Origin of the sequence: Citrobacter sp. C13 (genome assembly GCF_014596815.2) — a bacterium.
GTDB classification, from domain to species: Bacteria; Pseudomonadota; Gammaproteobacteria; order Enterobacterales; family Enterobacteriaceae; genus Citrobacter; species Citrobacter portucalensis.
In genome coordinates this window covers 2,556,049-2,569,372 of the sequence record NZ_CP115024.1, presented here as the reverse complement: position 1 = coordinate 2,569,372, position 13,324 = coordinate 2,556,049, and the positions used below count along the sequence as shown (strand labels likewise).

General features: G+C 50.6%; 11 protein-coding genes. 4 read left to right on the top strand and 7 right to left on the bottom strand.

The features are described from left to right. Positions 1-9: 9 nt before the first annotated feature. Both IB222_RS12235 and rstA read right to left on the bottom strand, forming a co-directional pair. Entirely contained in the window at positions 10-1,350 is a 1,341-nt protein-coding gene (locus tag IB222_RS12235) for an L-cystine transporter (RefSeq protein WP_063941562.1), read from the bottom strand. Between the two features lie 258 nt (positions 1,351-1,608). After that, positions 1,609-2,340 (bottom strand): two-component system response regulator RstA, encoded by a 732-nt coding sequence (gene rstA, locus IB222_RS12230; protein ID WP_126318176.1) that lies wholly within the window; start codon positions 2,338-2,340, stop codon positions 1,609-1,611. A 117-nt stretch (positions 2,341-2,457) separates the two neighbouring features. Between rstA and IB222_RS12225 the strand changes: the two genes are divergently transcribed. Further along, positions 2,458-2,793: a GlpM family protein gene (locus tag IB222_RS12225; protein WP_003832844.1), complete on the top strand. Its 336-nt coding sequence runs from the start codon at positions 2,458-2,460 to the stop codon at positions 2,791-2,793. On the opposite strand, the gene folM is transcribed toward IB222_RS12225, so the two are convergent. From folM to ydgH, 3 genes are all read right to left on the bottom strand, one after another. Beyond that, positions 2,790-3,512 (bottom strand): dihydromonapterin reductase, encoded by a 723-nt coding sequence (gene folM / locus IB222_RS12220; RefSeq protein ID WP_126318172.1) that lies wholly within the window; start codon positions 3,510-3,512, stop codon positions 2,790-2,792. The two genes, IB222_RS12225 and folM, sit on opposite strands and share 4 nt — an antisense overlap. A 36-nt stretch (positions 3,513-3,548) precedes the next feature. Further along, on the bottom strand, positions 3,549-4,931 hold the full coding sequence (locus IB222_RS12215) for an amino acid permease (protein ID WP_126957135.1): 1,383 nt from the start codon (positions 4,929-4,931) through the stop codon (positions 3,549-3,551). A 245-nt stretch (positions 4,932-5,176) separates the two neighbouring features. Beyond that, on the bottom strand, positions 5,177-6,121 hold the full coding sequence (gene ydgH / locus IB222_RS12210) for a DUF1471 family protein YdgH (protein WP_148362005.1): 945 nt from the start codon (positions 6,119-6,121) through the stop codon (positions 5,177-5,179). 525 nt (positions 6,122-6,646) lie between these two features. Between ydgH and pntA the strand changes: the two genes are divergently transcribed. Further along, positions 6,647-8,176, top strand: a complete 1,530-nt coding sequence (gene pntA / locus IB222_RS12205; protein ID WP_148362004.1) for a Re/Si-specific NAD(P)(+) transhydrogenase subunit alpha — start codon at positions 6,647-6,649, stop codon at positions 8,174-8,176. 10 nt (positions 8,177-8,186) lie between these two features. Continuing rightward, positions 8,187-9,575, top strand: a complete 1,389-nt coding sequence (gene pntB / locus IB222_RS12200) for a Re/Si-specific NAD(P)(+) transhydrogenase subunit beta (RefSeq protein ID WP_003832859.1) — start codon at positions 8,187-8,189, stop codon at positions 9,573-9,575. A 41-nt stretch (positions 9,576-9,616) separates the two neighbouring features. Here pntB and IB222_RS12195 read toward each other — a convergent pair whose 3' ends face one another. Continuing rightward, the gene (locus IB222_RS12195; protein WP_063941566.1) at positions 9,617-10,468 is read right to left on the bottom strand and encodes an aldo/keto reductase; all 852 of its coding nucleotides are present in this window, start codon (positions 10,466-10,468) and stop codon (positions 9,617-9,619) included. 262 nt (positions 10,469-10,730) lie between these two features. Here IB222_RS12195 and IB222_RS12190 point away from each other — a divergent pair, with 262 nt between their 5' ends. Next, positions 10,731-11,927: a multidrug effflux MFS transporter gene (locus tag IB222_RS12190; protein ID WP_126957137.1), complete on the top strand. Its 1,197-nt coding sequence runs from the start codon at positions 10,731-10,733 to the stop codon at positions 11,925-11,927. Positions 11,928-11,958: 31 nt separating this feature from the next. On the opposite strand, the gene IB222_RS12185 is transcribed toward IB222_RS12190, so the two are convergent. After that, a complete protein-coding gene (locus IB222_RS12185) occupies positions 11,959-12,993 on the bottom strand; it encodes an AI-2E family transporter (RefSeq protein WP_003832866.1) in 1,035 nt (344 codons plus the stop codon). Between the last annotated feature and the right edge of the window lie 331 nt (positions 12,994-13,324).

Here is a 13,324-nt window from a genome sequence, read left to right as displayed (position 1 = left end):
TAAGACTGACTAATTCGCGTTCACGGGTTGTGGTTTTTCAGTACTCTTTTTCAGGATCCGGTTAGCCAGCACGCCAGACATCATCGAACCGTTCACGTTTAATGCCGTTCTGGCCATATCGACGACAGGCTCGATAGCAATGAAAATCCCCACCAGCGCGACCGGGAAGTTCAGCGTTGAAAGGACGATCAGTGCAGCAAATGTTCCGCCACCGCCTACACCCGCCACCCCAATAGAACCCAGCGCAATCGCAGGTAGCATGGCGAGCAAAAAATGTACTGATAGCGGATCAATCCCAATTGTTGGAGCAATCATCGCCACCATAATAGCCGGGTAGATCCCGGCGCAGCCGTTTTGCCCCATGCTGGAGCCGAATGAAGCCGCAATATTAGCAATGGTGTTTTGCACGCCAAATTTTTCCTGTGCGGAAATAGCCAGTGGAATAGATGCTGCACTGCTGCGTGAAACAAATGCAAAAGTTAATACTGGCCAGACAGTTTTAAAATAGTGAACGGGATTATTTCCGCTCAGAACCAGTATCAGTGCGTGGACGATAAACATCATCAGAATCGCAAGGTAACAGGCAGCAATAAAGCCTAACAAACTGGCAAATTGTTCAAATCGATATGCGGAAAATACGCCTGCCATTAATGCCATCACACCATAAGGGGTGAGGGCAATAACGATGCGCACCATTTTCATCACCCAAATCTGGATAGCGTTAATACCAGCACTTAATTTTTCACCTTCTTGCGGGGCGTCTTGTTTGACCTTTAATAATGCCACGCCGGCAAGCAGGGTGAAGATAACAATGCCAATGACGGAAACGCTTCTGGCTCCTGTTAGGTCGAGGAAGATATTCGTGGGGATCAGAGATGTAACCAGTTTAGGTAGTGAAATGGCGGCAGTTTTACTCACATCGTCTGCAGTCAGTGTGGACTGCATATGAACAAACGCACTGGCGTCCAGACCTAATACATGCGCAGTCAACAGCCCAATAAAACCGGCAATCATTACCAGACAGAGCATGCATCCGACAATGGTTAACGACATTTTCCCAATGCCAGCGCTGTTTTCGAGCTTATTAATGGCTGAGAGAATAGAGATGAAAATCAGCGGAACCGCAACCAGTTTCAGTAAATTAACATAACCGTTGCCGATAACATTATACCAGTCGATAACTGTTTTACTTTCGTCAGCAGCAATGAGATGCAGGGATAAGCCGATAACGGCACCCATAAAAATAGCGATGAAGACGCTTTTTGAAAGAGAGTGACTTTTTTGGTTGATTCTAAAAATTGCCCATGAACAAACCAAAAAGAACGCGATATACGCAAGCGTTACGAACATATTGTAGCCTCTTGCCTCATTCAGCACCTGAAATGCCGGAAAGAGTTTTGTTAGTGCGAAAAAAACCTATGAACCATAAGGGTTCAGGACCGCGACGGATTATAGGGAGGGGGGAGGGCTACAGCCACACAAAAAGTGTGGAACGGCTTCGGATGGCGTTTATATGCCTGTTCTGTAGACGATTGCACGTGACAGTGTAACGTATTGCGAATAATCCAGCCGACCAATGAGATCGGCCCGGTGGCATTACTTCTGCGGCTAGTCGTCCCAGGCGTGCGGTGCGAACAGATAACCTTTGTTGCGTACCGTTTTGATTCGATAGGGTTCAGTCGCGTTATCGAGAAGTTTTTTGCGTAAGCGGGAAATCGCGACATCGACGCTGCGATCCATACCGTCATAACTTACGCCACGCAGGTTCTTTAGCAACGCATCACGGTCCATAATCTGCCCGGCATGGGTTGCCAACTCCCACAGTAATTCAAAATCAGCGGTGGAAAGAGAGATTTGCTCGCCGCCGAGCAGCACGGAGCGGTTGGTGGGATCGATTGCGAGTGTGCCAAAGCGCAGCGTTGTGTGCGGTGTGATGGTTGCCGCCTGAATGCCTTTAGACTGTGCTGAGTGTTCATTCTGGCGCAGGTGCAGGCGCAGGCGAGCCAGCAGCACAGCTGGCGGCGTTGTCTTCAGGATGTAGTCACAGGCGCCCATTTCCAGCGCAAGGATATGGTTCATGTCGCTGTCCAGCGAGGTGAGCAGGACAATCGGGCCTTGCCAGCGCCCGCGTAAATCGCGGCAGATAGTCATCCCGTCTTTGCCCGGCAGCATGATATCTAATAACACCAGATCGGGTTGAACGTGCAGGATTTTCTCCTCGGCCAAATCACCACGAGGTTCAAGGATAACCTCAATATCATGCCGGGCCAGATAGGCTGCAATCAGTGAGCCAACTTCGGGATCATCTTCAACAAATACGATGGTGTTCATATCATTCATTTTGAATATAAAACGCCAACATACACCGCCCCGGTTTTTCCTTCCATTAATCTTTTCTAAACAAGAACGCTTCCGTTATGCTAGAGGCTGATGTTATTGATGTGTTAAGGCAGAGTGATGGGACTCGTTATAAAAGCGGCGCTTGGTGCGCTGGTGGTGGTGTTGATTGGCTTGCTGGCGAAAACAAAGAATTACTATATTGCTGGATTAATTCCACTGTTCCCGACGTTTGCGTTGATTGCCCACTACATCGTGGCCAGTGAGCGTGGGATCGAGGCGTTACGTACAACCATTGTATTCAGTATGTGGTCGATTATTCCCTATTTTGTCTACCTTGTTTCACTGTGGTATTTCACCGGGTTTATGCGCTTACCCGTCGCGCTCGGCGGTGCAGTAGTGTGCTGGAGCCTGAGCGCGTGGTTGCTGATCTTTTGTTGGATCAAACTGCACTAACGCAGATGACGCCCGCCATCAAGGGCAAAACTACGTCCGGTGACAAAACAACTGGTTAGTAGGTAGTCAATTAAATCTATGACCTCTTTTTCACCAGGCGCAGTTTTCATCAGTGATTTGTTCAGTGCCTGCTGGCGATACTCTGCATCGTCACCCTCGTTAAACAGGATAAGTGAGGGGGCAATCGCGTTCACTTTCACTTCCGGTGCCAGTTTGCGCGAGAACGAGCGGGTCATATTGTCCAGTGCCGCTTTGCTGGCAGCATAAGCAATGTGCTTGTCGCTGCCGCGCTCCACAACATAATCCGTGAAATGGATGATGTCGCTGGCAGCGTGCCCATGACCGCGTAGCAATCCTTCCAGCGCGTGGTTGAGCAGGTAGGGCGTATTGACGTGGATCTGCATCATGCGTGACAGTACTTCGCTAAGCGGTGTGCCGGGTTTTTCGGCTACCCAGGCGCTGGCATTATGCACAATGGCGCGCAAGCCATCCGTCTGTGCTTTGACCTCATCAGCAAAGGCCAGCACACCTTCATCCGTGGAAAAGTCAGCCGGGATACAAATCGCCCCTGCTTCTCGCAGGCCGTCAATGGCAGGATAGTGAGTACGGTAGCTGACAATAACTGGCTGTTTTTGATTCAGAAAGTGCCATGCGACGGCGAGGCCGATACGACGACCACCTCCGGTGATAAGAATTGGCAAAGGGTTTTTTTTACCCATCGTAATCTCCATATGTCGCGAACGATGGGTATAACGTTACCCCATCAGCATCCAGGTAGCCGGCACAGCAGCAACAAGCAGCAGGCCGATCAGCGCCATTTCCTGGCGTTTTAATACGTTTTCATGCGTGTGCGTTTTACGGGCATAAAGGAAGACCAACAGCCCTGGCGCATACAACACCACAGACAGCAACAGATGCATCGGACCTGACGCATACAATAACCATATGCCATAAATACTCGCGCCGATACCGACAGCCTTATGAATTGGACGGGTGGCAATTTTTAACAGAAATGCGCCGACCAGCAAATAGGGCACCAGAATCATCTCTGAGGCGATAGTCAGTAACGTATTGTAGTCTGAGCCTGTGAGCCAGATTAGCACAAGGCAGATTTGTACACAGATGTTGGTTAGCCACAGCGATGCCGATGGCGCACCCTGTGCATTCTGTCGCGCAAAAATACGCGGAAACGCTTTGTGCGTGGAGGCGAGGAACGGCACTTCCGCCGCCATAATCGTCCAGCTTAAATAGGCCCCGCACACGGAAACAATCAGACCCGCAGCAATAATAATTTCGCCCCATGGCCCCATCATTTTAACCATCAGACCGGCCATTGATGGATTGCGGATCTCCGCCAGTTCTGGCCGCGCGACAACGCCGAGAGATAGCAGGGTGACTAACAGGTAAACGCCCAGTGCGGCGAGTACAGCCAACAGCGTGGCGCGACCTACATCGCGTTTATTTCTGGCGCGGGCAGATACCACCACCGCGCCTTCCACACCGATGAAAACCCACAGGGTGATGAGCATGGTATTTTTGACCTGCTCCCAGACAGGCACGCCCAACGCGACGCCGGTAAAATCGAGAGTAAAGGTGTCGAGCTTGAACAGCATGAACGCCAGCACGATAAACAGGCCTAGCGGCAGTAGTTTTGCCAGAGTAGCAACCAGGTTAATGCTGGCCGCGGTTTGTACTCCCCGCAGCACCAGAAAATGGACTATCCATAACAATACCGATGCGCCGACAATCGACTGCCAGGTATTACCGTCGCCGAACAGACGTAATTCCGGTGTGTCGGTAAAGAAACTGAGCGCAGAGAAGACAATGACCAGATACGAAACGTTAGCGATAACAGCGCACAGCCAGTATCCCCACGCGGAGCAGAAGCCAATCAACTCACCGAAACCTTCACGTGCATAGGTGAAGATGCCGCCGTCCAGTTCAGGACGGATACGCGTCAGGATCAGCATGGCAAAGGCGAGCAAAAGAATACCCGCACCGGTAATCGCCCAACCAATCAGTAATGCAGCCGGGCTGGCTACTGCCGCCATATTTTGTGGCAGGCTGAAAACGCCAGCGCCGAGCATTGAGCTTAAAACCAGCGCGGTCAGTGCGCTCAGACCCAATTTCTTTTCCATTTGTATCCAGTGACAAAAACGAGAGTGAGAGAATAATTATTTTGGCAAACCGCATAAAAATGGTGAAAGCCACTAAGGCGCGGGATTTTACGGAGAGAAGAGAACGCATGCAATGGGGATAGAGAGATTTGTGACTAATAGTGTGAAAAGTTGTCTTAATACTGCTGTTTTTGTTTGGTCTGGGAACAGAACTGCGCGAAATTATCAGGTCTACAAGGACTGTAGACCTGATAATGCATTAGGGATTACTTATACAGATCGGCGCTGATCGTCACGTTGTTACCACGTTCTGACCACTGGCGGGTAATGTGATAGTACTTCGCGCCTTTCTTCGCAGCGCGTTTTGCTACCTGATAAGAAACTTCCGTCATGTTGCCGTAGTTACCGGTGAACTTGATGCTGTCGAACGGTACCATCATGGCGGCGGTCGCTTTGTTCAGTTCTTCAACTTTGGTTCCATCCGGTAGCGTGACAGTGTAACGTCCGCCTTTGGTGGATTGCGTTTCGAAGAAGCGACCGACTTCAGCACTCGGAGAAGCGGTAGTCGCAACGCCTGGGATCTCAACTTTCTTCGCGGCTTCGCCACCTGCTGCTAATGCGGCGCGTCCGGCATCAGAATCAGCTGGGATCGCATCAGGGCTTTGCACAACGCGTTTTTTCGCATCAGCTTTATAGATGAATGCGGTAATACGCTGGTTGCCGCCCTGGTTGGCATCGACCTGGCGCACGATATAGAAGGAATATGCACCTTTCTCTCTCGCAGCTTTGGTGATGGCATCGTTTACTTCAGGCTGGCTACGGTAGAAACCCTGTACCGTAACGGTATCGTAAGGTTCAATCAGAACGGCCTGATCTTTAGGCAATTCCATAACGCCGTTAATGACACGGTTTTTTGACGCTTCTGCTTTTTCAGCGTCAGCTTTATAGACGTCAGCAACAACGCGCCAGTTACCGCCGCTGCCAAAATCTGAAGTATCAACAACATAAAAGGAGGCTGCACCGTCTTTATCTGCACGGCGCGAAACGGCAGCAACCGCATCACCGATAGCATTAAAACGACCGGTGACCACAATGCGGTCATAGGGTTTCAGGGCAGCCGCTTGCTCCGGCGTCAATTCTGTCGCTGCATTTACAGAAAAAGCAGTCGCAGAAATTAGTGCGGACGCCAGGAGAGTGTTCTTAAGCTTCATAAAAATAATCCTTCGCCTTGCGCAAACCAGGTACTGGTATTGTTATTGACTAGAAACGTCGCTGATTATTGCATTTAAATTGTGTCAGTGTCTGCGTCATTTTTCACTCATCGTGTCACGTTAGGTAACAACAGCGATAACATTTTGTGATATGCCGAAAATTTCGGCGTTTGGTGACCAAAACTGATAAAGCAGTTGAATTTCATAAGTTAATTTAATGTTAATCAATTGTTTTTGACAGGTAGGTAATCATGTTTTGCCGCTTCGCTTGAGCGAATTATCAGCCTTTGTGGGCTATTTTTAGGGCATTTTATCTGTCTGAGGTTCGATTCATCTCTATTTCGCGAATTTCATAATAAATACTGTTTTTTGGCGCTAGATCACAGGCGTCATTTTCAGTAGGTTATACAGAGTTTGTTACTGTTTTATTTTATTGAGGTAACACTGACCTCTCTCGAGAGTGCGCGCATGCCTCGTGCGAACATTGATAAACCATCATCATAATTACAGATGGAAGGGAACATTATGCGAATTGGCATACCAAGAGAACGGTTAACCAATGAAACCCGCGTTGCAGCCACGCCGAAGACGGTTGAGCAGCTGCTTAAACTGGGTTTCAGCGTCGTGGTTGAAAGCGGTGCAGGTCAACTGGCGAGTTTTGACGATAAGGCGTTTGTACAAGCAGGCGCAGAAATTGTTGATGAAAATGCAGTCTGGCAGTCAGAGATTATCCTGAAGGTCAATGCGCCGGAGGAGGCGGAAATTCCGTTACTTAATCCGGGCACGACGCTGGTGAGTTTTCTTTGGCCCGCGCAAAACCCTGAGCTGCTGCAAAAACTTGCAGAGCGCAACGTGACCGTTATGGCGATGGACTCCGTGCCGCGTATTTCGCGCGCACAGTCGCTGGATGCCTTAAGCTCGATGGCGAACATCGCCGGGTATCGCGCTATTGTTGAAGCTGCACATGAATTCGGTCGCTTCTTCACCGGCCAGATCACCGCCGCAGGCAAGGTTCCACCTGCCAAGGTCATGGTGATTGGTGCGGGGGTGGCTGGTCTTGCGGCGATCGGTGCGGCAAACAGCCTGGGCGCTATCGTGCGTGCTTTTGATACCCGTCCGGAAGTGAAGGAACAGGTGCAGAGTATGGGCGCAGAGTTCCTTGAACTGGACTTTAAAGAAGAAGCGGGCAGCGGCGATGGCTATGCCAAAGTGATGTCCGAAGCGTTCATCAAAGCCGAAATGGAACTCTTCGCCGCGCAGGCGAAAGACGTCGACATTATCGTTACCACTGCGCTGATTCCGGGCAAACCGGCTCCGAAACTGATCACCCGTGAAATGGTCGATTCGATGAAAGCGGGCAGCGTAATTGTCGATCTTGCCGCGCAAAACGGCGGTAACTGCGAATATACCGTGCCTAACCAGGTGACCACCACCGAGAACGGGGTGAAGGTTATCGGCTATACCGATCTGCCTGGCCGTTTGCCAACGCAATCTTCCCAGCTGTACGGTACAAACCTCGTCAACCTGCTCAAACTGTTGTGCAAAGAGAAAGACGGCAATATCACAGTCGATTTTGACGACGTGGTTGTGCGTGGTGTCACGGTGGTTCGCGAGGGTGAAATCACCTGGCCTGCGCCGCCGATCCAGGTTTCTGCTCAGCCGCAGGCAGCGCCAAAAGCCGCACCTGCGCCGAAAGAAGAGAAAAAACCTGTCTCTCCGTGGCGCAAATATGCGCTGATGGCGCTGGTAGTGATTTTGTTTGGCTGGCTCGCCGACGTCGCGCCGAAAGAGTTCCTTGGTCACTTTACGGTGTTCGCGCTTTCCTGCGTGGTGGGTTACTACGTGGTCTGGAATGTGTCACATGCGTTGCATACTCCGCTGATGTCTGTGACTAACGCCATCTCGGGGATTATCGTGGTTGGGGCGTTATTGCAAATTGGCCAGGGTGGCTGGGTGAGTTTCCTGAGCTTTATCGCGGTACTTATTGCCAGCATTAATATTTTCGGTGGCTTCACCGTGACTCAGCGCATGCTGAAAATGTTCCGGAAAAACTAAGGGGTAACATATGTCTGGAGGATTAGTTACAGCTGCATACATTGTTGCCGCGATCCTGTTTATTTTTAGTCTGGCGGGGCTTTCGAAACACGAAACCTCTCAGCAGGGTAACAACTACGGTATCGCCGGGATGGCGATTGCGCTGATTGCTACGATTTTTGGTCCGGATACCGGCAACGTTGCGTGGATCCTGGTAGCGATGATCATCGGCGGCGCGATTGGTATTCGTCTGGCGAAGAAAGTCGAAATGACCGAGATGCCGGAGCTGGTGGCAATTCTGCACAGCTTCGTCGGTCTGGCTGCGGTACTGGTTGGTTTCAACAGCTACCTGTATCACGATACGGGCCTGGAGCCGATTCTGGTGAACATTCACCTGACGGAAGTGTTCCTGGGTATCTTCATCGGTGCGGTAACCTTTACCGGTTCTGTGGTGGCCTTTGGCAAACTGCGCGGCAAGATCTCCTCTAAACCGCTGATGCTGCCGAATCGTCACAAAATGAACCTGGCGGCGCTGGTTGTTTCTTTCCTGCTGCTGGTGGTGTTTGTTCGTACCGAAAGCGTGGGCCTGCAGGTTCTGGCACTGTTGGTGATGACCATTATTGCACTGGCCTTTGGCTGGCATCTGGTGGCCTCCATCGGCGGTGCGGATATGCCGGTTGTCGTGTCAATGCTTAACTCCTATTCAGGATGGGCGGCGGCGGCAGCGGGCTTCATGCTGAGCAACGATCTGCTGATCGTTACCGGTGCTCTGGTCGGTTCTTCTGGTGCGATCCTGTCTTACATTATGTGTAAGGCGATGAACCGTTCATTCTTCAGCGTTATTGCGGGTGGCTTTGGTTCTGACGGTTCTTCTACCGGGTCTGATGAAGAAGTGGGTGAACATCGTGAGATTACTGCGGAAGACACAGCAGAAATGCTGAAGAACTCGCACTCCGTGATCATCACCCCGGGCTACGGCATGGCAGTGGCTCAGGCACAGTATCCGGTCGCGGAAATCACTGAGAAACTGCGCGCGCGCGGCATCAAAGTGCGTTTTGGTATTCACCCGGTAGCAGGGCGCTTGCCAGGTCATATGAACGTGCTGCTGGCGGAAGCCAAAGTACCTTATGACATCGTGCTGGAAATGGATGAGATCAACGATGATTTCGCCGATACCGATACCGTACTGGTTATTGGTGCCAACGACACGGTAAACCCGGCGGCGCAGGATGACCCGCGCAGCCCAATCGCCGGCATGCCGGTACTGGAAGTGTGGAAAGCGCAGAACGTCATCGTGTTCAAACGTTCGATGAACACCGGCTATGCAGGTGTGCAGAACCCGCTGTTCTTTAAAGATAACACCCATATGCTGTTTGGTGATGCCAAAGCTAGCGTGGATGCGATCCTGAAAGCGCTGTAATTGCCAGTAAAAGTAAGACGGCCTCTGCGGAGGCCGTTTTTTTAAACATCCAGTTTACGCTGGGTGATCCATTCCACACGAGCCGGATCGCGATGCGAGAAGAACGCGCTGGTTCCGCTGTCCATCGCGGCAATTTGCGTCATCTCTTCCGCCGTTAGGGCAAAGTCCAGCACCTGAATATTCTCGGCCATCCGCGCTTTACGCACGGTTTTCGCCAGCGAAATAATCCCACGTTGATAAATCCAGCGCAGCACGACTTGACCAACGCTTTTGCCATATTTTTCACCAATAGCCGATAAGACTGGGTTCTGAAACAGGTCATTGCGTCCTTCAGCGAACGGTGCCCAGGCTTGCGGTTGAATATTCCGGCTCTGCATCCAGGCTACTGCATGCGGCTGCTGATGAAAAGGATTCACCTCAATTTGGTTAACGGCTGGGATAATGCGATTGAAAGCGATTAAATCCGCCAGACGATCCGGATGAAAGTTACTCACGCCAATCGCGCGGATTTTCCCTTCTTCATATAATTCTTCCATCGCACGCCAGGCACCGTGTACATCGCCATAGGGCTGATGAATCAAATAAAGGTCAATATAATCCAGTTGAAGCCGTTGCAGAGAACGTGCGAATTGCGCCTTTGCGCCTGCATAGTTGGTATCCTGTAACCACAGTTTGGTAGTCACAAAAAGCGCCTCGCGGGGGACTCCGCTTTGCTTAAGTGCGTTGCCGACCTGAGTTTCATTCTGGTAGGAGGCAGCGGTATCAATCAGGCGATATCCTGTATCAATGGCATCCCGTACGGCTTGCTCACATTCGCTGGCATCGGTCATTTGATAAACGCCAAATCCGAGCAGGGGCATCTCAACACCGTTATTCAGAACTGTTGTATTCATTGGGTTCTCCTGAGCATCATCGTTGCATTGGCTGCAGATTAGCAAATCTGTGTTGATACGATTAGTCTGTGAAATTCGCATGGACCTATGAGTAGAATTCATTTCTGAAAGGTAATTGTTGGAAGTCAGTCACAAAATATGACGCCTATGATTTCACCATTCATGATTTCAGTTCATAAACTCATGCGGTTTTAACCGTCTAATCACGGCAATACGTTGTCTATATACTGCGACCTGACTTTTTAGAACATGACAGGGCACTATGCGTACACGTGAACATGCCTCACCGGTAACTACCGCAAGCCAGACCGGTCTTACTTTTATTCTGATCCTCAGTGGCCTGATGGCCTTTACATCGCTTTCTACCGATATTTATCTTCCAGCAATGCCGACGATGGCCGAGGATTTACATGGCAATGTTGAGCTGACGATTACTGGTTTCTTAATTGGTTTTACTATCGCACAGTTGATTTGGGGGCCGATTAGCGATCATATGGGGCGGCGTAAGCCGCTGTTTATCGGCATGGTGCTATTTATCATTGGTTCCGCAGGGTGTGCGCTGTCTACAAGCATCACGCAAATTGTTTTCTGGCGGGTATTTCAGGCGCTTGGAGCCTGTACCGGGCCTATGCTGGCGCGAGCGATGATCCGCGATCTCTTTGCACGTACTCGTGCGGCGCAAATGCTCTCAACCCTGGTGTTGGTTATGGCGATTGCGCCAATCGCCGGACCGTTGATTGGCGGGCAAATTATTCGCCTGAGCACCTGGCACTCTATTTTTTGGCTGCTGGTGGTGATTGGTGCGCTGATGTTTATCTCCCTAAACTGGCTGCCCGAAACATTGCCGGAAGATAAACGGGTGAAAGCCTCTTTGGCTGGCGCATTTCGTAATTACCGTTCGTTGTTAACGAATGGGCGTTTTATGCGCTATACCCTGAGCCTGACGTTTTATTACGTCGGTGCGTACGCGTTTATTACCGGGTCACCGTTTGTTTATATTAGCTATTACCATGTTGATCCACAGCATTACGGCTGGTTGTTTGCGCTAAACATTATCGGTGTTATGGCGATGAGCGTGGTTAACCGCCGTCTGGTGCAACGGCACGCTCTGGAACAGCTGCTGAAATATGCGACGCTGCTGGCGGCGCTGGCTGCGGTTGTGCTTGCGCTGCTGGTTAAGCTGGAATCAGGTGGCGTCGTTGCCATTATCATCACTGTTTTTCTGTTTTTCTCGATGAATGGCATTATTGCTGCAACGTCGACTGCTGCGGCGTTGGATGCGGTACCGAACATTGCGGGTTCAGCTTCGGCGCTGATTGGCGCGTTGCAATATGGCAGCGGTATTATCTCATCGTTGCTGCTGGCCGCCTTCAGTGATGGTACGCCCTGGACCATGGCGTGGATAATAGCGTTATTTACGCTGTTAAGCGCCGTTTTGGCTTTTCGCGCGAAACGATAAAGGAAATGCCCCGCGATGGCGGGGCGAAAACTCATTCTTTGTTCAGATCGCTAAGCAGCACGGCAATGCTTTGACCGCCGTTGGTTTGCTCAAGCGCGATTTTCACGATGATGGTCAGCGGCACAGAAAGCAGCATCCCCACGGGACCGAGCAACCAGCCCCAGAAGATTAACGACAGAAATACTACCAGCGTGGACAGCCCCAGCCCGCGGCCCATGATCCGCGGCTCGAGGATATTCCCGAATACCAGGTTGATGACCAGATAGCCTGCCAGAACCACCAGCGCATCGTAAAGACCGCTGAATGCCAGCACCTGAGCAATAGGGGGAATGGCCGCCAATACAGAACCGATATTAGGGATGTAGTTCAGGGCGAAGGCCAGTAATCCCCAGACAAAGGCAAAGCGCACATCCAATGCAGCAAGCATGCCCCAGGCGACCAACCCGGTCACAATGCTGATTGCCGTTTTAAGCACCAGATAGTGGGAGACGCTGTCGATGGCGCGTTGAATCGCCGCCATACCTTCAATGGGGCGACTCATCATTTGTTTGAGTTTGTTGGGCAGTTGCGGTACTTCCAGCAGCATAAAAACTACCGTCAGTAGCAGTAAAAATATCGATGACATAGCATTTGAAAGCTGCGCCAGTAAATTGGTCACCAGCGTCATTGCCGCGTTCGGATCGATATATTTGACGAGTTCGTCCACGGAAACGCCGATCCCTGCGCGTTGTAACCATGGTTCAAGATTTTTCAGTGGGATAACCAGTGAAGAGCGATATTGCGGTAGCGTTCGCGCAAGTTCATTTAAGGATGTACCTAAATACGCCAACAGCAGCACCATTAACATTACAATAATAACGATAAGCAATGACACCGCAATTACGCGCGGTATGCGAAGCTTGACCATCCGCTGCACAACGGGATTGAGCACAACGGCTATAAATAACGCCAGAATAAAGGGGACGATGATATCTGCGGCAAAGCGAATACCGCTCAGGATGATAACCAGCATGCCCAGCATAATGACTATTTTTAGACCGTTAAGCGTGATGATCGGTTTCGCCATGTGTATTCCCGCATTTTTCATTTTTGAATCTGCATAATAATGTGATTTGCGTCGAGCCGTTATAACAAAAATCAAACGGGGCAGGTAAAGAAGTGAAAAGACTTTGAGTTCGTCTTGAAGCTATGATACAAATCATCTGTGTTTAACTACCGAGGACAATTATCATCCGCGATGATGAGAAGCAACACTGCGGATAATTGTAATATTATGGACAATATGTTCAGGATGTTTTTGCGTTTACCTACACTTCTTCGTACCTCCTCCACTTTCTTGCTTGCGGGTGAGCAACACTGGCGCAACGCGCTTTAGTCCCTTCTTCTGCCTGAGCTGG